The organism is Sphingomonas sp. (assembly GCF_965200105.1).
Lineage (GTDB): Bacteria > Pseudomonadota > Alphaproteobacteria > Sphingomonadales > Sphingomonadaceae > Solisphingomonas.
The window spans coordinates 1,452,082-1,472,715 of the sequence record NZ_CBDATN010000002.1 but is presented as its reverse complement, the minus strand read 5'-3'; the positions used below and the strand labels follow the sequence as shown (position 1 = coordinate 1,472,715).

Annotated in this window: 20 protein-coding genes; 16 read left to right on the top strand and 4 right to left on the bottom strand. The window is 69.7% G+C overall.

Annotated features, from left to right (window positions below; all coding sequences use genetic code 11):
- Window positions 1-54: 54 nt before the first annotated feature.
- The 3 genes from cobS to ACOFKX_RS08485 are packed head-to-tail and all read left to right on the top strand — an operon-like array spanning window position 55 to window position 3,982.
- Window positions 55-1,059: a cobaltochelatase subunit CobS gene (cobS, locus tag ACOFKX_RS08495; RefSeq protein WP_419826569.1), complete on the top strand. Its 1,005-nt coding sequence runs from the start codon at window positions 55-57 to the stop codon at window positions 1,057-1,059.
- Window positions 1,060-1,062: 3 nt separating this feature from the next.
- Entirely contained in the window at window positions 1,063-2,895 is a 1,833-nt protein-coding gene (gene cobT / locus ACOFKX_RS08490; protein ID WP_419826568.1) for a cobaltochelatase subunit CobT, read from the top strand.
- Window positions 2,896-2,953: 58 nt separating this feature from the next.
- On the top strand, window positions 2,954-3,982 hold the full coding sequence (locus ACOFKX_RS08485; RefSeq protein WP_419826567.1) for an esterase-like activity of phytase family protein: 1,029 nt from the start codon (window positions 2,954-2,956) through the stop codon (window positions 3,980-3,982).
- Window positions 3,983-3,984: 2 nt separating this feature from the next.
- Here the strand turns inward: ACOFKX_RS08485 and rpmB are convergent, their stop codons facing one another.
- On the bottom strand, window positions 3,985-4,272 hold the full coding sequence (rpmB, locus tag ACOFKX_RS08480; protein ID WP_419826566.1) for a 50S ribosomal protein L28: 288 nt from the start codon (window positions 4,270-4,272) through the stop codon (window positions 3,985-3,987).
- Between the two features lie 83 nt (window positions 4,273-4,355).
- On the opposite strand from rpmB, the gene ACOFKX_RS08475 reads away from it, so the two are divergent.
- From ACOFKX_RS08475 to ACOFKX_RS08450, 6 genes are all read left to right on the top strand, one after another.
- Entirely contained in the window at window positions 4,356-4,634 is a 279-nt protein-coding gene (locus ACOFKX_RS08475; RefSeq protein ID WP_419826565.1) for a YciI family protein, read from the top strand.
- A gap of 61 nt (window positions 4,635-4,695) precedes the next feature.
- Window positions 4,696-4,920 (top strand): hypothetical protein, encoded by a 225-nt coding sequence (locus tag ACOFKX_RS08470; RefSeq protein ID WP_419826564.1) that lies wholly within the window; start codon window positions 4,696-4,698, stop codon window positions 4,918-4,920.
- Window positions 4,917-5,147 (top strand): YqaE/Pmp3 family membrane protein, encoded by a 231-nt coding sequence (locus ACOFKX_RS08465; protein ID WP_419826563.1) that lies wholly within the window; start codon window positions 4,917-4,919, stop codon window positions 5,145-5,147. Before ACOFKX_RS08470 ends, ACOFKX_RS08465 begins: the two co-directional genes overlap by 4 nt.
- 20 nt (window positions 5,148-5,167) lie before the next feature.
- Window positions 5,168-5,593, top strand: a complete 426-nt coding sequence (locus tag ACOFKX_RS08460; protein ID WP_419826562.1) for a nucleoside deaminase — start codon at window positions 5,168-5,170, stop codon at window positions 5,591-5,593.
- Window positions 5,594-5,800: 207 nt separating this feature from the next.
- Window positions 5,801-6,010 carry a hypothetical protein gene (locus ACOFKX_RS08455; RefSeq protein WP_419826561.1) on the top strand — a complete coding sequence of 70 codons (210 nt, stop codon included), beginning with the start codon at window positions 5,801-5,803 and terminating at the stop codon, window positions 6,008-6,010.
- 94 nt (window positions 6,011-6,104) lie between these two features.
- The gene (locus ACOFKX_RS08450) at window positions 6,105-7,409 is read left to right on the top strand and encodes a hemolysin family protein (protein ID WP_419826560.1); all 1,305 of its coding nucleotides are present in this window, start codon (window positions 6,105-6,107) and stop codon (window positions 7,407-7,409) included.
- 6 nt (window positions 7,410-7,415) lie between these two features.
- Here the strand turns inward: ACOFKX_RS08450 and ACOFKX_RS08445 are convergent, their stop codons facing one another.
- Window positions 7,416-7,895, bottom strand: coding sequence for a hypothetical protein (locus ACOFKX_RS08445; RefSeq protein ID WP_419826559.1), 480 nt, complete (start codon window positions 7,893-7,895; stop codon window positions 7,416-7,418).
- Window positions 7,892-9,181, bottom strand: coding sequence for a phosphoribosylamine--glycine ligase (gene purD / locus ACOFKX_RS08440; RefSeq protein WP_419826558.1), 1,290 nt, complete (start codon window positions 9,179-9,181; stop codon window positions 7,892-7,894). The genes ACOFKX_RS08445 and purD overlap by 4 nt, the downstream gene beginning before the upstream one ends.
- Here purD and xseA point away from each other — a divergent pair.
- The 3 genes from xseA to ACOFKX_RS08425 are packed head-to-tail and all read left to right on the top strand — an operon-like array spanning window position 9,180 to window position 11,822.
- Window positions 9,180-10,691, top strand: a complete 1,512-nt coding sequence (xseA, locus tag ACOFKX_RS08435; protein WP_419826557.1) for an exodeoxyribonuclease VII large subunit — start codon at window positions 9,180-9,182, stop codon at window positions 10,689-10,691. The two genes, purD and xseA, sit on opposite strands and share 2 nt — an antisense overlap.
- A gap of 25 nt (window positions 10,692-10,716) precedes the next feature.
- Window positions 10,717-10,914: a DUF2093 domain-containing protein gene (locus ACOFKX_RS08430; protein ID WP_419826556.1), complete on the top strand. Its 198-nt coding sequence runs from the start codon at window positions 10,717-10,719 to the stop codon at window positions 10,912-10,914.
- Window positions 10,911-11,822: a M23 family metallopeptidase gene (locus ACOFKX_RS08425; RefSeq protein ID WP_419826555.1), complete on the top strand. Its 912-nt coding sequence runs from the start codon at window positions 10,911-10,913 to the stop codon at window positions 11,820-11,822. Before ACOFKX_RS08430 ends, ACOFKX_RS08425 begins: the two co-directional genes overlap by 4 nt.
- A gap of 2 nt (window positions 11,823-11,824) precedes the next feature.
- Here ACOFKX_RS08425 and ACOFKX_RS08420 read toward each other — a convergent pair whose 3' ends face one another.
- A complete protein-coding gene (locus tag ACOFKX_RS08420) occupies window positions 11,825-12,358 on the bottom strand; it encodes a hypothetical protein (protein ID WP_419826554.1) in 534 nt (177 codons plus the stop codon).
- Between the two features lie 233 nt (window positions 12,359-12,591).
- On the opposite strand from ACOFKX_RS08420, the gene ACOFKX_RS08415 reads away from it, so the two are divergent.
- The 4 genes from ACOFKX_RS08415 (at window position 12,592) to ACOFKX_RS08400 (ending at window position 20,568) form a co-directional block, all read left to right on the top strand.
- Window positions 12,592-15,753 (top strand): TonB-dependent receptor domain-containing protein, encoded by a 3,162-nt coding sequence (locus ACOFKX_RS08415; protein ID WP_419826553.1) that lies wholly within the window; start codon window positions 12,592-12,594, stop codon window positions 15,751-15,753.
- Window positions 15,754-15,876: 123 nt separating this feature from the next.
- Window positions 15,877-17,037, top strand: coding sequence for an aspartyl/asparaginyl beta-hydroxylase domain-containing protein (locus ACOFKX_RS08410; RefSeq protein WP_419826552.1), 1,161 nt, complete (start codon window positions 15,877-15,879; stop codon window positions 17,035-17,037).
- Window positions 17,038-17,044: 7 nt separating this feature from the next.
- Complete coding sequence (locus ACOFKX_RS08405; protein WP_419826551.1) at window positions 17,045-18,556, top strand: 2OG-Fe(II) oxygenase family protein; 1,512 nt, start codon at window positions 17,045-17,047, stop codon at window positions 18,554-18,556.
- Entirely contained in the window at window positions 18,553-20,568 is a 2,016-nt protein-coding gene (locus tag ACOFKX_RS08400; protein WP_419826550.1) for a sulfotransferase, read from the top strand. Before ACOFKX_RS08405 ends, ACOFKX_RS08400 begins: the two co-directional genes overlap by 4 nt.
- The last annotated feature ends 66 nt before the right edge of the window (window positions 20,569-20,634 follow it).

Genomic DNA, 20,634 nt, shown 5'->3' with positions numbered 1-20,634 from the left:
ATCCCGTCGCGGGTGCGTTGACCGCGACTCATCAAGGCTACCATCCGGACCGACATGACCGACATCCCCAACACTCAGCCCGACGCGCGAACCGACACGCTGCTCGCGGCGCCCGACAGGATGGTGCAGGCCCGCGACGTCTTCGGGCTCGATCTCGACATGGAGGTGCCGGCCTTCTCTGAGGCCGACGAGCGCGTGCCCGATCTCGATCCCGCCTACGTCTTCGATCCCGAGACGACGACGGCGATCCTCGCCGGCTTCGCGCACAACCGCCGCGTGATGGTGCAGGGCTATCACGGCACCGGCAAATCCAGCCACATCGAGCAGGTGGCGGCCCGCCTCAACTGGCCGTGCATCCGCATCAACCTCGACGCGCATGTCAGCCGCATCGATCTCATCGGCCGCGACGCCATCGTGTTGCGCGACGGCCAGCAGGTGACCGAGTTCCGCGAGGGCCTGCTGCCCTGGGCGATCCAGACGCCAACCGCGCTCGTCTTCGACGAGTATGACGCCGGCCGCGCCGACGTGATGTTCGTGATCCAGCGCGTGCTGGAGGCGGAAGGCAAGCTGACGCTGCTCGACCAGAACCGCGTGATCCGCGCCAATCCCTGGTTCCGCCTGTTCGCCACCGCCAATACGGTGGGGCTGGGCGACACCACCGGGCTGTATCACGGCACGCAGCAGATCAACCAGGGTCAGATGGACCGCTGGAACATCGTGGTGACGCTCAACTACCTGCCCGCCGCCACCGAGGCGCGGATCGTGCTCGCCAAGTCGGGCGAGTATGACAAGCCCGACGGCAAGCAGACGGTCGAGCGCATGGTCAAGGTGGCGGACCTCACCCGCGCGGGTTTCATAGCGGGTGACATCTCGACCGTCATGAGCCCGCGGACCGTCATCTCCTGGGCGCAAAACGCGCTCATCTTCAAGGATGTCGGCCTCGCCTTCCGCATGACCTTCCTCAACAAGTGCGACGAGGCCGAACGCTCGCTGGTGGCGGAGTATTACCAGCGCGTCTTCGGCAAGGATCTGCCCGAGAGCGTCGCCGTGAAGCGCTGACGAGTGGCCGACAAGGACAACCCGCTAGAAGCCTTCCGCCTCGCGCTCGGTGGCGCCACGCGGGCGATCGCGCGCGAGCCCGAGGTGGAGCTCGGCTTCTCCGCCGAGGCGACGGTGCAGTCGGGCAAGACGGTCAAGGTGCCGATGCCGGGTCGCACGCTGCCGGCCGATCAGGTCGCCGAGGCGCGTGGGAGCGCCGACGCCTTCGCGCTTCGTCTGCGTCACCACGATGCAGCACTCCATTCCCGGCGCGCGCCGCCCGATCCGGTTGCGCGCGCGGTCTTCGACGCCGCCGAGCAGGCGCGGGTCGAGGCGCTCGGCTCGCGCGGCATGGACGGCATGGCCGCGAACCTGACGAGCGCGCTGACGGCGCGAATGCGTGCGGACCCCATTGCCCGCGCGCGCACGCGCGACGAGGTGCCGCTATGGACGGCCATCGCGCTCGTCGCGCGCGAGCGGTTGACCGGCGAGAAGCCGCCCGAGCGCGCTGCCGCCGGCCTCGCGCTGGTGCGCGACTGGATCGAGGAGAAGGCAGGCGCGCAGCTCGACGCGCTCGGCCTCGCAATCGACGATCAGGCGGCGTTCGCCGATCTCGCCACGCGGCTCCTCCAGGATCTTGAACTCGCCGTCCCCGACCTGCCGCCCGAGGCCGACCCCGAGCAAGGCGAGGACGAGGGCGACGACGCCGACCAGCAGGGCGACACCGACGAGGAGCGCGAGGGCGAAGGCGGCGCCGCGCAGGACGAGATGGAGGTCCGCGCCGAGCAGCAGGAAGGCGATCCCCAGGACAGCGAGGGCGAGCAGCGCTCCGAGGAGCTGTCCGATACCGAGGCCGGCGACGGCGAGGAGGGCGAGGAGGCGGCGTCCCCCGCGCGCCCAAACCGGCCGGCCGCCGACGACGGCCCGCGCTTCGACTACTCGCCCTACACCAGCCGCTTCGACGAGGTCGCCGCCGCCGCCACGCTCTGCGACAGCGACGAGCTCGATCGCCTGCGCGCCTATCTCGACCAGCAGCTCACCCACCTGCAGGGCGCCGTCACAAAGCTCGCCAATCGGCTCCAGCGCCGGCTGATGGCGCAGCAGTCGCGATCCTGGGAGTTCGACCAGGAGGAGGGGCTGCTCGATGCCGCGCGGCTCGCCCGCGTCGTCGTCAATCCGGGCCAGTCGCTCTCCTACAAGATTGAGCGCGACACAGAATTCCGCGACACCGTAGTGTCGTTGCTGATCGACAATTCGGGTTCGATGCGCGGCCGCCCGATCTCGATCGCGGCGATCTCGGCGGATATCATGGCGCGTACGCTGGAACGCTGCGGCGTCAAGACCGAGATCCTCGGCTTCACGACGCGCGCATGGAAGGGCGGGCAGAGCCGCGAGGCATGGCTCGCCGCCGGCCGCCCGCCGATGCCGGGCCGGCTCAACGATCTCCGCCACATCGTCTACAAGGAGGCGGACGAGCCGTGGCGCCGCGCGCGCCGCAACCTGGGCCTGATGATGCGCGAGGGGCTGCTCAAAGAGAATATCGACGGCGAGGCGCTGCTCTGGGCGCACAGCCGCCTGATCGCGCGTCCCGAGGAGCGGCGCATCCTGATGGTGATATCGGATGGCGCGCCGGTGGATGATTCCACGCTATCGGTAAACTCGGGCTCCTATCTGGAGCGCCATCTCCGCCAGGTGATCGGCTGGATCGAGGCGCGCTCGCCCGTCCAGCTCGTCGCCATCGGCATCGGCCACGACGTCACCCGATATTACGCGCGCGCCGTCACGATCATGGATGCCGAGCAGCTCGGCGGCACGATGGTCGGCCAGCTCGCCGATCTGTTCGACGAGGCGGCCTGAGCCGGCTCGCTCCATCTTCCGCCTGTCCAATCGCCCGCCGCTACGCCTAAAGGGCGGCATGTCGTCGCGCCTCGCCCTCGTCGCCCTGTTGGCAGCCCTCGCGCCGGTGCCGCTCGCCTTCCGCGCCGCCGGCGGGTCGCCCGTCGCGCGCGTGGTGCCGCTCGACGCGCGCGATCCCGCGCGGCGCGACGTCGGCCGGCTGCATTATCTCGGCGGCTGGCGGCTGACCGGGCGCGACCGGCGTTTCGGTGGCATCTCCTCGATGACGATCGAGGACGGCGCCTTCACTCTGCTCAGCGACACGGGCGTCGTGACGCGACTGCGTCTCGCGCGAGACGGCACCGTTACCGATTATGCGATCCATGCACTGCCCAACGGACCGGGCGCCGCTTGGCGCAAGATCAACCGAGACAGCGAATCCTCCACCTACGATCCGGCGAGCGGCCATGTCTGGGCGGGCTTCGAGACGCGCAACGAGATATGGCGCTACACCAAGGGCTTCGCCGCCGCGGACGGCCATGTCGCACCGGCGGCGATGGCGGGCTGGCCCGACAATGAGGGCGCGGAGGCGATGGTGCGGCTGCGCGACGGCCGCTTCCTCGTCTTCGCCGAGACGAAGCAGCGGCCGGACCACGGCGGCCACCTCGTGCTGATGTTCCCCGGCGATCCGGTGGCGGGGGCGGTGCCGTTCGAGTTCGGTTTCCACGGCCCCTATGGCTATGCGCCCACCGACGCCGCCGAGCTGCCGGACGGACGCGTCATAGTGCTGATGCGGCGCTTCTCGCCGGGGCGGGGGCTGCTTGCCGGCGCGCTGGGCTTCTCCGGCGCGCTGATCGTGATCGATCCGCGCGAGGCGCGGCCGGACGGCACGGTGGCGGTCGATCAGGTGGCGGAGTTCGCGCCGCCGCTCACGGTCGACAATATGGAGGCGCTGGCGGTGGAGCGGCGTGACGGCCGGACCATCCTCTGGATCGCTTCCGACGACAATTTCTTCGTCTTGCAGCGCACGTTGCTGCTGGCGTTCGCGTTGGACGGGGACGTCCGACGCCGCGTTCCTGACCGGACGGCGTCGCGCGCCGCCCCTTGAGATCAGGCCGCGACCGCCTTCTTCGCGATCTCACGCTTCAGCTTGCGTGCGCGAGGCGAAAGCTGATCCTCGCCCGTCTTGGCGAGCCAGTTGTCGAGACCGCCGACATGCTCGACCGAACGCAGGCCGTGCATCGACACACGCAGCTTCACCGATTCGCCCAGCGCGTCCGAGATCAGCGTCACGTTCTGCAGGTTGGGCAGGAAGGTGCGCTTGGTCTTGTTGTTGGCGTGGGAGACGTTGTGGCCGACCTGGCGGCCCTTGCCCGTCAGCTCGCAGATGCGCGACATGATAGCGGTCCTGGATTAATCGGTTGCCCGGAAAGCGCGTGGCCCTAGTGGACGGAGGCTCGATCGTCAACCGGAGACGACCCGTGCCGCTTTTCGCCATCATCGCCCGCAACCGCCCCGATGCGGCAAACCTGCGCGCCGAGAACCGCCCCGCGCACCTCGATCACGTCGCCAGCCTGGGCGATCGGCTCAACAGCGCGGGGCCGCTGCTCGACGAAGCGGGGGAGCCGGCGGGCTCGCTCGTGATCGCTGATTTCTCCGATCTCGCCGCCGCCCGCGCCTTCGCGCGCGACGATCCCTACGCGCGGGCCGGGCTGTTCCAGGAACAGTCGGTGCAAGGCTGGACGCGCGTGCTGCCGTAGCGGCTCGCAACCGGCTCCACGCAGCGGCGTTGTACCGGCGTCGAAACGGAGTAGCCCATCCATGCGCGCGATCCTCGTCCTCCTTGTTCTGGTCGTGGTCGTCGCCATCGCCGCGATCGCGCTGGGCTTCGTTAACGTCAACCAGACGAAGACCGCATCGCTGCCGCGGATCGAGCTCAAGGGCGGGCAGGCACCGGCCTTCGACGTGCAGACCGCCAATGTCAGCGTGGCGAACGAGAAGACGGTCGTCTCCACGCCGACGCTGAAGGTGGAGAAGCCGCGATGAGCGCCGCCGCGAAACCCGCGAGCAGGGGGCGGCCAGGGCAGCCGCCGATCCTCGCGATCGTGCTGGCGGTGCTGCTGCCCCCGGTCGGCGTGTGGATTGCGCGCGGCGTCGGCTTCTCCTTCTGGGTGTCGCTCGTTCTGACGATCCTCGCCTACGTGCCCGGCATCATCTTCTCGGTAGTGGCGGTCGCGCGGCCTGACCTCATTGCCCGGATGCGCGGCCGCTGAGCTTCCCGCTGCCGGTGCCGATGCGCCTCGCGCTCGACGCCGCCGCCGCCGCGCTGGACGGGGAGGTGCCGGTCGGCGCCGTCGTGATGCGCGGAGGCGACGTGGTAGCGGTGGCGCCCAATGCGATGCGCGCCACCGGCGATCCCACCGCGCATGCTGAGATGGCGGCCATCCGCCTTGCCGCCGCGCGGCTTGCCACTGGCCGCCTCGACGGTTGCGACTTGTGGGTGACGCTGGAGCCTTGCGCGATGTGCGCGGGCGCGATCGCGCATGCGCGGATCGACCGGCTCTACTACGGCGCACCCGATCCCAAGGGGGGTGCCGTGGCGCACGGCCCGCGCTTCTTCGCGCAGCCGACATGCCACCATCGCCCGGAGGTCTATGCCGGCATCGGCGAGGGCGCGGCGGCGGCGCTGCTCCGCGCCTTCTTCGCGGAACGGCGCTGAGCGGCCGGCCTTGTCAGCACCAAGTGCGGCGAGATAGCGTGCGGTGTCACGTCAGGGAGATATTCCATGCGACATATCGCTGCCCTTCTTGCCCTCTCGGCCGCTCCGGCGTTGGGACAATCGTCTACGACGTCCGTCGCTGCCGCCCGCAACGGTTCGACGACGACCGTTACGTCCGGAACCGCAGAGGCTCCAGCCACCACGACCGTGACGACGACGCCCAAGGGCACGACGGTGAAGACCACGGCAGTCGATCCGCTCTCCAAGCTGGTCTGCCAGACGATGGAGACGCTCGGCACACGGCTTGGCGGGCACAAGGTGTGCAAGACGCGCGCGCAATGGCGCGAGGACGCGAAGGACGACCGCCAGGCGCTCGATCGCGTACAGACGCAACGCAGCATAAACGGCGGCGGCTGACCGCTCCGCCCGATCCCTCGCGCAGAAAAGCGAGGGGTACGCGATCAAGGATGCTCGCCGGACGTGGTGTGGTCGGCTACGCGACGGCATCGTCATGACAACGCCCGCGCCCTTTCCGTGGATCGACGTCGCCATCATCGTGGCGCTCGTGCTCCTCAATGGCCTGTTTGCGATGAGCGAGCTTGCGATCGTCTCGTCGCGAGCGGCGCGGCTGGAGGCGATGGCGCGCGGCGGGCGGCGTGGCGCGGCGGTCGCCATCCGGCTGCGCGAAGATCCGGGCAAGTTCCTCTCCACGGTGCAGATCGGCATCACGCTGATCTCCATCCTGTCCGGCGCCTATTCGGGCGAGGCGCTGGGCGGGCCGGTGGCGTTGCGGCTGGCCGCCGCCGGCGTACCGCCGCATCTCGCGCCGCGCATCGGCTTCGTGCTCGTGATCGTGGCGACGACCTACGTCTCGCTGATCGCGGGCGAGCTCGTACCCAAGCAGTTCGCGCTGCGCGCGCCCGAGCCGATCGCGGCGGTGGCGGCGCCGGCGATGCGCTGGCTGGCGATCGGCACCGCGCCGCTCGTCTGGCTGCTCGACCGCACCAGCGCGGCGATCTTCCGCCTCGTCGGCCTCAAGCGCGAGAGCGACAGCAAGGTGACGGCGGAGGAGCTACACCTAGTCGTCGCCGAGGCCTCGTCGGCGGGCGTCATCGAGGAGAGCGAGCGCGCGATCATCTCGGGTGTCGTGCGGCTGGCGGACCGCCCGGTGCGCGAGGTGATGACGCCTCGTCCGGAGGTCGACTGGATCGACGCCGACTCCACGCTGGACGAAATCCGCGAAGCGGTGCTGGAGAGCCCGCACAGCCGGTTGCCGGTGGCGGAAGGGTCGGTGGACCGCATCATCGGCATCGTCTCGCTGCGCGACATACTGACGGCGATGCTGGAGGGCCGCGCCGTCGATCTCCGCGCGCTGGCCTGTCCGGCTCCCGCCGTGCCCGATCGCATGGATGCGATGGACGCGCTGGAGGTGCTGCGCGACGCCGAGGTGCCGGTGGCGCTGGTGCTCGACGAATACGGCCATTTCGACGGCCTCGTGACGCCCGCCAGCCTGCTCTCGGCGATCGCCGGGGCCTTCGCATCGGATCGCGACGCGGGCGGCGATCCCGACATCGTCGAGCGCGACGACGGCAGCCTGCTCGTCTCGGGCACGCTCGCCGCCGACGCGCTCGCCGAGCGGCTGGACATCCAGCTTCCCGAGGACCGCGACTACGCGACCGCCGCCGGCCTCGTCCTTGCCGAGCTGCGCCGCATCCCTGAGACTGGCGAGCATTTCCGCCTCGGCGAGTGGCGGATCGAAGTGGTCGACATGGACGGGCGGCGGGTGGACAAGCTGCTGGTGAGCCGGGCGGAGTAGACGGGCTCAGCCCAGCTTGCCGAAGCGCTCCTCGAAGCCGGCGACGTCGTCCTCGCTGAGGAAGCGCGCCTGCTCCACCCAGCGGTCGCGCTCGATACGACCCTTGAACGCCCCCATCTGCGCGTCGATGCGCGCGACGTCGGCCGCCTCCCAGGCCGCAATCTGGTCGTAGCGCACCACGCCCATGCCGTTGAGCAGCGCCTCCGCCTTGGGGCCCAGCCCCTTCATCCGGGTGAGCGGATCCGGCGGGCCGAGCGCTGGGGCAGGGGCGGGCGAGGGGGCAAGCTCGGTCGCCGAGAGGCCGGGCGCCATCGTCGCCTCGGGCAGCGGTTCGTCAGGGGCGATGGGCGAGAACTCGGCGGGCGTCTCGACCGGCGCCTCGGGCGGCTTCCGCCCGGTGCGCGCGAGCAGCACCAGCACCAGCGCCAGCAGCAGCACCGCCGCCGCGACGATCAGGATGGTCGAATTGTCGAGAGTCCAGTTCATGGCGCGGCCTCCGTCGCGGGTTCACGGGCAAGCTCGCGCCAGCCGATGTCGCGGCGGCAAAAGCCGGTGGGAAAGTCGATCGCGTCGACGGCGGCATAGGCACGCGCGCGTGCTTCGCCCACGCCAGCACCCGTCGCGGTGACGGCGAGCACGCGACCGGCAGCCGCAACCAGCGCTTCGCCGTCCAGGCGCGTGCCGGCGTGGAAGACGTGCGCGCCGGCAGCCTCCGCGCCGGCGATGCCGCCGATCGCGCCGCCGGTCGCGGGCATGCCGGGATAGCCGTCCGCCGCCAGCACCACCGCCAGCGCGGCCGCGTCCTTCCAGCGCGCCGGCCGGTCCACGAGCGTACCGCGCGCGGCGGCGTCGAGCAGCGGCAGCAGGTCCTCGTCCAGCCGCGTCATCAGCACCTGGCACTCGGGATCGCCGAAGCGGACGTTGAACTCGATCAGTTTCGGGCCGGTGGCGGTCAGCATCAGGCCGGCGAACAGCACGCCCGAGAAGGGCGTTCCCGCCGTCGCCATCGCGTCCACGGCGGGCCGCACGATCTCCGCGATCGCTTGGCGTTCCAGCGCCGGCGTCAGCACGGAGGCGGGCGAATAGGCGCCCATGCCGCCGGTATTGGGCCCCTCGTCGCCGTCGAACGCGCGCTTATGATCCTGCGCGGAGCCGAGCGGCACCACGGAGCGACCATCGGAGAGGGCGAAGAGGGACACCTCTTCGCCGTCGAGATGCTCTTCGATCACGATGGTGGCGCCCGCCGCGCCGAAGCGGCCGCCGAGCATCTCGTCGATCGCCTCTTCCGCCTCCTCGCGCGTAGCGGCGATCACCACGCCCTTGCCTGCCGCCAGCCCGTCTGCCTTGACGACCACCGGCAGACCGAAACGTGCGAGCGCAGCCTTGGCCGCCGCCGCCGCCTCGAAGCTGGCGTGGGCGGCGGTGGGGATCCCCGCCGTATCGCAAAGCGCCTTGGTGAACGCCTTCGATCCTTCCAATCGCGCCGCCGCCGCCGAGGGCCCGACCACCGCGATTCCGACGGCGCGGAGATCGTCGGCAAGGCCGTCGACCAGGGGCTGCTCCGGCCCGATCACGACGAGGTCGACGGCGTGGCGCTGCGCCCACGCTACGATCGCGGGCCTGTCGTTGAGGGAGAGCGCCACCAGCTCGGCGTACGCGGCGATGCCCGGATTGCCGGGCGCGGCCCATAGCTTCGCAAGCAGCGGCGATTGCGCGAGCTTCCAGGCGAGCGCATGTTCGCGGCCTCCCGAGCCCAGCAGCAGGACGTTCATGGCCACCCCTCTCGACGAAGCCGGCCTCCTAGCCGAGCCGGTGCCGGGCGACAATTCGCCCGCGCTCTCGGTCTCGGAACTATCGGGCGCACTCAAGCGCACCGTTGAGGATCGCTTCGGCCATGTCCGCGTGAGAGGCGAAATCTCCGGCTTCAAGCGCCACGTCTCGGGCCACTGCTACCTGACGCTCAAGGACGACAAGGCCTGCATCGACGGCGTGATCTGGAAGGGTCAGGCGGCCGCCATGCGCTTCCGTCCCGAGGATGGCGCCGAGGTGATCGCGACGGGCCGCCTGACCACCTATCCCGGCCGCTCCAAGTATCAGGTCGTGATCGATCGCATGGAGCTCGCCGGCGCGGGCGCGCTGATGGCGCTGCTCGACAGGCGCCGTCGCGCGCTGGCTGCCGAGGGGCTGTTCGACGAAAGCGCCAAGCGCCCGCTGCCCTTCCTGCCCGCCACCATCGGCGTCGTCACCTCGCCCACCGGTGCCGTGATCCGCGACATCCTCCACCGCCTCGCCGATCGGATGCCGACGCGCGTGATCGTGTGGGGCGTGCCGGTGCAGGGGGAAGGGACGGCCGAGAAGGTGGCCGCCGCGATCGCCGGCTTCGACGCACTGCCGACAAGCGGCACGATACCACGCCCCGACCTCGTCATCGTCGCGCGCGGCGGCGGCTCGATCGAGGATCTGTGGGCATTCAACGAGGAGGCGGTGGTGCGCGCCGTCGCCGCCTGCTCGATCCCCACCATCTCGGCGGTGGGCCACGAGACGGACACCACCTTGTGCGACTTCGCCGCCGATCGGCGCGCGCCCACGCCGACGGCGGCGGCCGAGATGGCGGTCCCGGTGCGCGCCGAGCTGCTCGACACGCTCGACGCGGCGCGGCGGCGGATGACGGCCTGCACGAGGCGTGGCGCCGAGCGCGCCGCAGATCGGCTCGCCGCGCTGACGCGGGGCTGGCCCGCGCCCGACGCGCTGCTGGCGGGGCAGCGCCAGCGGCTCGACGATCTTTCCGATCGGCTGCCGCGGGCGCTGGCTGGTCGCGCAGCCCACGCGCGCGCCGACCTCGCGCGTGCCGCGGGCGGCCTGCGCCCGCGCTTGCTCGGCCAACGTGTCGAGCGCGAGCGGGACGGGCTCGCTCGCACCGGCGCCGCGCTCGACCGCGCCGCTTCGCGCCCGCTCGCGGAGGCGCGCACCCGGCTGGGTTCTCTCCCGCTGCGCACGGCGGTCGTCACCGCGCGCCTCGCGGAAGGTGAGGCGCGGCTGGCGGCCCTGTGGCGGCTGGCGCAGAGCCTCCATCCGGACCGGCCGCTGTCGCGCGGCTACGCGCGCGTCGAGGCCGGCGGAAGGACGGTCACCAGCGCGGCTGTGGCACGCACGCTGGGCGACTTCCGCGTGGTCTTCGCGGACGGCGGCGTCGACGTCGCACCGCTCGCCGCCTCGCCCCCGCCGACACCACGCCGCGAGCGGCTGCGCGGCGGGGCTGCAAACCAGCCGCGCCTGTTGTAGCGGGGCGGCCGGAAAGGACATGCCGATGCTGATGTCGCAAGGTCGGGAGGCGAGGCTCCGCTACATGGCCAACGGGTTCCGCGTGCTGGTGGCGGGCGATCACGTCACGTGCGCGGTGACGGGCCAGCCCATCGCGCTCGACCGCCTGCGCTACTGGAGCGTCGCGCGGCAGGAGCCCTACGCCTCGGTCGAGGCCTCGGCGAAGGCGGAGCGCGGCGCTTGAGGCGCGGTACGGCCGCATCGCTGCTGCTGCTGCTCGCCGCCTGCGTCGGCCCCGGCCAGCGATCCGAGGAGCGCGCATCGGCCGCCGGTGCGCCGCCGCTGCCGCCGTCGGCGATCCCGCCGGCCACCGCGCCGGTGGAGGGCGGCTTCGCACTTCGAGGCACGGTGAGCCAGGGCGGGATGGTGATCGGCATCGCGCCCAGCGGTGCAAGCGCCGTCACGCTCGACGGCGCCGACGTCCCGCTCGCGCCCGACCACCGCTTCCTGATCGCCTTCGGTCGCGACCACGGACCCGCGGCGACGCTCGCCGCCACCGGGCCGGACGGCGCGCGCTGGCTCCAGCCGCTCGCGGTCGCAACCCGCGCGTGGCGGATCGAGGCGCTGCCGATCCCGCGGGGCACCAGCCCGTCGCCCGAGTTCCTCGCCCGTCGCAAGGCCGAGACCGATCGCATTAAGGACGCCCGGGTGCGCGCGACAACCGTCGCCTCCGACGGCTGGGAGCAGCCGTTCGCGTGGCCCGTCACCGGCCGGATCAGCGGACTGTTCGGGGCGCAGCGCGTATACCAGGGCGAAAAGGGTGCCTATCACAGCGGCCTCGACGTCGCGGTGCCCACCGGAACGCCGGTTCGGGCGCCCGCCGACGGCGTGGTGCTGCTCGCCGCGCGCGACGAGTTGTTCAGCCTGGAGGGGCACCTGCTGATGATCGGCCACGGCATGGGGCTCGATTCGGCCTTCCTCCATCTCTCCGAGATCGACGTCGTGCCGGGTCAGCGGGTACGCCGGGGCGACATGATCGGCAGGGTCGGCATGACCGGCCGCGCCACCGGCCCGCACCTCCACTGGGCGCTCACCTGGCGCGGCGAGCGCATCGACCCGCTGCTAGTGGCGCCGTCGATGCCCGGCGGCTAGGCTCAGCCCTCGCGCCGCGCCTTGACGCCCGGTCGCTTACCGAGCCGCATGAAGTAGCTCCCCAGCGTGGCGCGCTTGATGATCACGGCGTCGCCCGCCTTCACGGTGCCGCCGACCATGCCGCCCGTCTGGTGCCACACCGCGCCGTCGTCGATCGTCACGATCCAGTTGCCGTCGGCGTCGCGGCGGGCGGCACGCACCGTGGAGCTGACCTCAGTCGGTTCGGGCTCGTCCGCCTTGCTCTTGAACAGATCGAGCGGAGCCGTGCTGAAGCCGAAGAGCGACCGTCGCGCCTTGCTAACCACCTGTGCGTCCACCACCACGATGTCGCGTTTCGCGGCGGCGTCGCCGAGCACAGCCGCGGCCTTGTCGTAGCAGGCAAGCCGTTCAGCTTCGCCCGTGACAAGGCGGCAGGCGAGCACGGGCTGAAGGGCGTCGGAGCTGGTAGGCTCCGCGGACCGCCGTTTGGCGGTGGCCGCGGCGGCGAGAAGCAGGGCCGCCGTCACCGTTGCCGTCGCGCACTTCCGCCCGATCATGTCTCGTCTATCCCATGCTGCCCTTCGGCAGCGCTGCCCGAAAGCAGGAGCGGTTGTCCACCTGTTGCCCAAATGCGACAGATGCTTGCAAACGCCGAAACGCGCGGGATTTACTTTGCTGCCGCATTGCTGCGCCGCTCACATTGCTTTTACATGAACGACAGTCCGGCAGCTGCAAGAGCGGAGCGATCGAATCGGCCCAGCTGATCGATGGATTTACCAAGGGGACTGTTATGACGAAGCTTACGCGTACGCGCTTGCTCGCGACGACCATGATTGTAGGGGCCGCCGCCGTTGCCGCTCCGCTGAGCGCGCAGGCCAACAGCGCCAATCAGCCTAACAATCCTGTAACGCAGGCCACCGAGGCTGGTGCCAGCACCGGCCCGATCGAGGGCCAGACGCCCGCTTCCGGCTCGGACATGAACCAGGGTGCCGGCGATCAGGGCACCATCATCGTCACCGGTTCTCGCATCCCGCAGCCGAACCTCACCTCCGCTGCGCCGGTATCGGTGGTGACTGCGCAGGAAGTCAGGCTCCAGGGCACGACCCGCGTCGAGGATCTGCTCAACACGCTGCCGCAGGTGTCGGCCGATCAGAATGGCGGCCTTGCCAACGGCGCGACCGGTACCGCGACCGTCAACCTGCGCAACCTGGGCGCCCAACGCACTCTGGTCCTTGTCAACGGCCGCCGTCTGCTGCCCGGCGATCCCAACTCGTCCGCGGCCGACCTCAACAACATTCCGTCGTCGCTCATAAAGTCGGTGCAGGTGCTGACGGGCGGCGCCTCGTCGACCTACGGCGCGGATGCGGTCGCCGGCGTCGTCAACTTCATCATGGACACCGATTATACGGGGTTCAAGGTCGACGGTCAGTACAGCTTCTTCCAGCACGACAACTCGTCGAACGTGCTGCGTCCGGGCCTCAACGCACGCCAGGCGGCAGGTCTTGCCGGTTTTGGCTATCCGAGCGGTAACGGCGTCGACGGCGGCAACATCGATACCAACGTGACGCTGGGCACGGGCTTCGACGACAATCGCGGCCACATCGTAGCCTATGCTGGCTATCGCCGGCAGCGTGCGATCTCTCAGGCCGACCGCGACTACAGCGCCTGCACCGCGCAGGCCGCCGCAACGGGCGGCCCGGTCTGCGGCGGGTCGCTGACGTCGCAGACCGGCACGTTCTTTGATGGCAACAGCAGCTCCTACCAGGTGAACAGCGGCCGCACCTTCACGCCGGGCTTCACCCGCTACAACTTCGCGCCGACCAACTATTACCAGCGCCCTGACGAGCGCTACACGGCCGGCTTCTTCGCCCATTACGACATCTCGGACGCGATCAAGCCCTATACCGAGTTCATGTTCATGGACGACCGTACGGTCGCTCAGATCGCGCCCTCGGGCGACTTCGGCAACACCTTCAGCATCAACTGCGACAACCCGCTGCTTTCCGCCCAGCAGCTCGCCATCGCGTGCGCGCCGGGCAACCTGGTGAACGGCTTCGTTGGCAGCACCTTCCCGACGACGGTGGGCAACACGCCGGCGAACGGCGGCGCGCTTAACTTTACCGATCCGACGACGGGCGCGCAGTTCCAGCGCGGCTATCTCAACATCCTGCGCCGCAACGTCGAGGGCGGTAACCGTCAGGACGACCTGCAGCACACCTCCTATCGTGGCGTGATCGGGTCCAAGGGCGATATCGCCAAGGGTTTCGCCTATGACGGCTATTACCAGTACGGCCGCACCGTCTTCTCCGAGACCTACTCGAACGACTTCTCGATCCAGCGTCTCACCCGCGCCCTCGATGTCGTGACCAGCCCGACGACCGGCCAGCCCGTCTGCCGCTCAGCGCTCGCCGGCACAGACACCAACTGCGTGCCCTACGACATCTTCTCTGTCGGTGGCGTCACCCCGGCGGCGACCAACTACCTCTCGACGCCGGGCTTCCAGCGCGCGATCGTCTCCGAGCAGGTGGCCCACGTCGACTTCACCTTCCTCGGCGGCGAGTACGGGCTGAAGTCGCCGCTCGCGGATGATGGTCTCGGCGTCAACTTCGGCTTCGAGCATCGGCGCGAGAGGCTGGAGTTCCGCACCGATCAGGCCTTTACGCAGGGTGATCTTGCCGGACAGGGCGCGGCCACCCTGTCCACCTTCGGCGGCTTCGTCGTGAACGAGGCGTTCGTCGAGGCTCAGCTCCCGCTGATCCACGACAACTTCATCTACGACCTGTCGCTCGAGGGCGGCTATCGTTACTCCAAGTATCATCTCGATGGCGGCGGCGGCTACACGACGAACACCTACAAGTTCGCCGGCACCTTCGCGCCGGTGAAGGACATCACCTTCCGCGCCGCCTACAACCGCGCCGTCCGCGCGCCCAACATTCAGGAGCTCTTCGAGCCGCAGCACGTCGCGCTCGACGGCACGGTAGATCCCTGCGCCGGAGCGATCGGTGACGACGGCACGGTGAACGGCTACACGGCCGCGCAGTGCGCCAACACCGGCGTGACGGCGGCGCAGTTCGGGAACATCACGGAGAACCCGGCCGCCCAGTATAACGGCCTGATCGGCGGCACGTCCTCGCTTCGTCCCGAGAAGGCGACCACCAAGACCGCCGGCGTGGTGATCCAGCCGCGCTTCCTGCCGCGCCTCGCGCTGACCGCCGACTATTACGACATCAAGGTCACCAAGGCGATCGGCATCATCGGCTCGAACACCATCCTGCAGAGCTGCGCCAGCGGCGGCGATGCCGGCCTCTGCAGCCTAATCAACCGCAACCCCGTCAACGGCTCGCTGTGGCTTGATCCGGGCCACTATGTCACCGACCTCAACCTGAACACCGGCGGCGTCCATACTCGCGGCGTCGACTTCACGGGCAGCTACACCCACGAGATCGGCCGCTTCGGCACGGTGGGCTTCAACGTGTCGGGTACCTACCTCGACAAGTTCGTCACCGATCCGGGCGTCCCCGGCTCCACACCCTATGACTGCAAGGGCTTCTACGGTGCGACTTGCGGCGTGCCGCTGCCCAAGTGGAAGGGCAAGGCTCGCCTTACCTACACGGCGCCGTTCGGCATCCAGCTGTCGGGCCAGTGGCGCTACCTGAACCACGTCAACGCCGACCGGACGAGCGACAACCCTGCGCTTGCCGCCGCGTTCTCGCAGTTCAGCAGCCGGATCAAGTCGCAGAGCTACTTCGACCTGTCCAGCACTGCCACGATCGGCGATCACTATCTGCTGACGGCGGGCGTCAACAACATCGCCGACAAGCGGCCGCCAGTGGTCAACAGCAACGGCGCGCTCAGCAATTGCGCCTCGGTGGTCTGCTCGGGCAACACCTATCCCGGTATATACGACTACCTAGGCCGTTATTTGTACGTGAGGATCGGGCTCGAGTTCTGATCCAATTACCAGACTAGGTTCTAGGGCGGTGGGCTTCGGCTTGCCGCCCTTTACATTGCGCCTGCCGACTTCCTGCTGAATGCTCAGCCTTCCACCCGGCGCCGTGGCAAGCTAGAAAGCGACATGGCAGTAAAGGCCGTTGATCTGGTCGCTCGCGCTGACGCGGCCGCGTCGCGAGGTGATCCTCGCTCTGCTCGTGTGCTCCTGCAGCAGGCGGTCGACGCCGCGCCCGGCGACGCCGCCATCCGCGTCCGGCTCGCCGCTACCTGCCGCGCGGTAGGCGATCGCGCGGAGGCGCTCTCTGCCATAGAGTCGGCGCTGGCGATCGATCCGATTGATCTCACCGCCCTGCTCATGCGGGCGCACCTCCTGGAAAGCCTGCAGTCGCCAGACGCCGGGCCCGCCTACGATCGCGCGCTGGAGCAGCGGCCGCCAGGCAACGTGCCGCCAAGCCTCGTCGCCATGATCGCTCATGCCGAGTTACGCCGCGGCGTGTATCGCGACACGGCCGAGCGCCTCCTGCGGAAGGCTGCCAGTTCCACGACGATGTCGGCGACACTCGCCGAGCGCGCGCGGCTCGATCGCTTTCGCACGAACAGCCTGCGCGCCACGCGCGTTTGGCACCCGCAACCCACGGACTTCCACTATCCCGGCCTCCGCGCCCGTGAATTCCACGATCGCGAGCTGTTTGAATGGCTCGCTACGTTGGAAGCCGCGACCGACATGATTGCGGGTGAGCTCGACGCCGTCATGACCGCGGAACGACACGAACTCGTGCCCTATGTCCGCTATCCCGCTCACCACCCGCTTCGACAGTGGAACGCGCTCAACCACTCGCTCGACTGGTCGGCGATCCACCTGCTCCAGAACGGGGAGCATGTGGAGGCCAACGCACGCCATTGTCCCGGAACGATGGCCCTCATCCGCGAGCTTCCGCAGCCGCGCATCGCGGGCGCATCGCCCAACGCACTGTTCTCGCTACTCGCTCCGGGCGCGCGGATCCCGCCGCATCACGGCATCGCTAACACCCGGCTCGTCTGTCACCTGCCGCTGATCGTGCCGGGCAACTGTTGGTTCCGCGTGGGTGCCGAGCGGCGCGAGTGGCATCGCGGAGAGGCCTGGGTATTCGACGACACCATCGAGCACGAGGCGGCCAACGAGAGCGACGCGTTGCGCGTCATTCTGATCGTCGACATCTGGCATCCGGATCTTTCCGCCGTCGAGCGTGAGGGTGTCGCGGCGATGATCGCGGCACGGGCGGCATGGCCGGCCGGCGGGCTCTGACCGTCCGATGCTCGACGAGCTTTTGAGCGCGCGGCGTCACGGCCGGCTAGGTGCCGCCGAGGCGATGGCGCTGGCCGAGGCGGCGCTTGATGCCGGTCGCGAGGACGAGGTGGTCTCCATGGTCGCGGCGGCGGCGCGCGACGTCGGGGACGATCCGTCGCTGTGGCAGTGGACGGCTCTGCTCTATCGCGGCCTCGATCGCCGTGCGGATGCGTTGCGCGCGCTTGCCGCTGCCGATCGGCTCGCGCCTGACGATCCACGCATCGCCCATGCCGTTGCGCGCACGCGGCTTGAGGCGGGGCTGCCCGCACTAGAGGCTTTTGAACGCGCGCGCCGGCTCGCGCCTAATGACGGTGAGATCCTGCTCGGTCGCGCGGCCGCGCAATGCGCCGAGGGCGAGACCGCTACTGCGATCGCGCAGCTCGACGCGACGCTGTCGCTGACGCCCGAGTGGTTCGCGGGACATGAGACGGTGGCGCGGCTGCGCTTTCAGCGGGGCGGTGCGGAGGACTTCACGCGCTCGGTGCGCCGCGCGCTCGTCGCCCGGCCGACCAACGTCACCTTGTGGCGTACCTTGCTCTCGCTGCTCGACCATGCTCGCCGCTACGAAGATGCCTTGTCCGCGATCGTCGAGGCGAAACGCGCCATCGGCGATCACAACGTGGTCGTCGCGAACGAGGCGATCGCCCTGTCTGAGCTAGGTCGTCGGGAGAACGCCGAGTCGTTGTTCGCTCGCCTGGATGTGCATACCGATCCCGCGTTGCGGGTGCGTCGCGCGCGCCATTTCCTGCGCCACGACGAGGTCGATCGCGCCGTGCTCCCGCTGCAAAGCATGATCGGGACTCCCGCGGAGCATCTTGCCTGGCCCTACCTGTCGATCGTCTGGCGGCTGACGGGGAACAATCGCGCTGATTGGCTGGACGGAGACGCGCGGTTCGTCTCGATCCGCGACATCGCCTGCGACCTGCCGCCGCTCGATCGATTGGCGGCCGCGCTCCGCCGATTGCACGGTGCGCGCTCCCAGCCGCTCGATCAATCGCTACGCGGGGGCACGCAGACCGACGGCTCCCTGTTCGAGCGGCTGGAGCCCGAGATCGTCGCGTTGCGCGTTGTGATCGTGAAGGAGGTGACGGCGCACGTCGCGCGATTGCCGCCGTACGATCCCGATCACCCGCTGCTTCGCCGCCGACGGGATCGGCGTACGCGCTTCAGCGGCTCTTGGTCAGTCCGGCTTGCCGACACGGGCTTCCACGCCAACCACAACCACCCCGCCGGCTGGATCAGTTCGGCGCTCTATGTGGCGCTTCCCGCCAAACGCGAGGGCGATCCGCCGCAAGCCGGCTGGCTGACGCTGGGGCAGCCGCAGGCCGAATTGGGGCTGTCGCTGGAGCCGATGCGGAGCATCGAGCCGCGGCCGGGCCGTCTTGTCCTCTTCCCCTCGACGATGTGGCACGGCACGGTGCCTTTTGCTGCGGGCGAGCGGCTCACCGTCGCGTTCGATGTCGCGCCGCCGTCGTGAGCGAGATCTCGACATTCAATGCGGCGACGGTCGCGGCGCTGCGCACTGCGCTCGATCATATGCGCGCCGGCGACGATGCCCGCGCGCGCGCCGTCGCACGCGCCGGGCTGGAGCAGGGGGGCGACGCGCCGGTGCTGCACGCGCTGCTCGGTATGCTCGCCTGCCGCACCGGCGATCTTGAGGAGGGCATCGTACATCTTCGAACGGCGCTGACGGGACGGCCGGCCGACGTAGCGACGCGAGCGAACCTCGCCCAGGCGCTGATCGATCGCGGTCAGCTTGACGAGGCCTGCTGCGTCATCACCGCCGAGGCAGCCGCCGCCGATCCGACGATGCGGCTTTGGCGGCTTCGCGCCTTCGCGGCGCTCGAGACCGGGCACGCGACCGCCGCGGTAGAAGCCTACCGCCGACTGGTTACGCAGGCACCCGGTGATTGGGAGAGCTGGAACAATCTTGGCAACGCCCTCGCCGTCGCGGGCGACGGTGAGCAGGCAGTCGGCGCCTTTACTGAGGCCGTGCGGCTGCGGCCGGAGGATGCAAATGTGCGGCGCGGTCACGCGCTCGCCATCGCAGAGGCGGGCGACGAGCCGCGTGCCGTTGAACTGCTCCAGGCCTGCGTTCGCGATTTCCCACACGACGCCGAAGCTATGATCGAGCTCGGCGTCCTGCTCGGACGCCTTCATCGCGACCAGGAAGCGGTGGCCGCACTCGAACGGGCAATCCTGCTCGGATCGGGTGAGGCGCGGGCCTATGTCAGGCTGGGCGAGCAGCGGTTCGGGCTACTTCAGGCCGACCTCGCCGAAGCGGCGTTCCGGGCGGCGCTTTCGATCGCGCCCGGCGACGGCGACGCGCACGTGCAGCTCGCCCTGCTCCACGAACATCTGAACCGCAGCGAGGATCTGCGAGCCGTCCGGGAGGCGGCACAGGAGCGGGTTGCCGATCCGGTCGCGCGCCGCTTCGTGGAAGCGCTCGATCATCGCCGCAATGGCCGCTTCGCCGATGCGCTGACGGCGCTCGCCGACGTGCCGGAAGATTATGAGCCCGGCCGTCGCGCCCAGATCGTCGGCCAATGCGAGGACAGGCTGGGCCATATCGACGCAGCTTTCGCGGCCTTCACCGCGATGAACCTCTTCTACGGCAAGGATCCCACGAAGCCCGCCTTGCGCGCGGATGCGTATCGAGCCCGCGTCCGGAGCGGCCTGGCGCAGGTGACAGCCGAACGGTACGCGCCCTGGCAGTCCTTCCTGCCGCCACCTGCCGATCCGCCCGCGCCCGTGTTCCTGCTCGGCTTTCCGCGATCGGGCACGACGCTACTCGATACGATGATGATGGGCCATCCCGACGTGACGATCATGGAGGAGCTGCCCGTCCTGCGCGTGGTCGAGGATGCGATCGGGCACGGTGCCGATCTCGCCGCGCTCGATGGGGCGGCGATCCGCGATGCTCGCGCCCGCTACTTCGAAGCCGCGCACGACCGTGGTGGATGGGATGGGGAGACGGTGTTGGTCGACAAGATGCCGCTTCACCTCGCTAAGGCGGCGCTTATCCATCGGCTGTTTCCCGACGCGCGCTTCCTGCTGGCGCTCCGCCATCCGTGCGACGTCGTGCTGAGCTGCTTCATCACCGCCTTCAAGCTCAACGACGCTATGGCCAACTTTCTTGATCTCCGAAGGGCGGCGGAGACCTACGATCTTGTGTTCCGCTATTGGGACCGTTGTCGCGAGGTGCTGCCGCTCGACGTGGTGACGACGCGGTACGAGGACGTCGTAGCAGATGCCGCCGCTGCGCTCCGTCCCGTCTTCGCGCATCTCGGGCTTGAGTGGCGGAAGCAGGTCCTCGATCACCGCGCCACCGCTGCCGCGCGCGGCCATATTGCGACGGCGAGCTACGCTCAGGTGACCGAGCCCGTCTACGCGCGCGCGGCAGGACGGTGGCGCCGTTACGAGCGCCACCTCGGGCCCGTCCTGCCAATCCTCGCGCCCTGGGTGGAGCGGTTTGGCTATACGCTGTGATGCGGGGCAGGGGCACCCCACCTTCGGCGCCAGCTCCCCCCTCACCGGCGCGATGCGCGTGTCGTC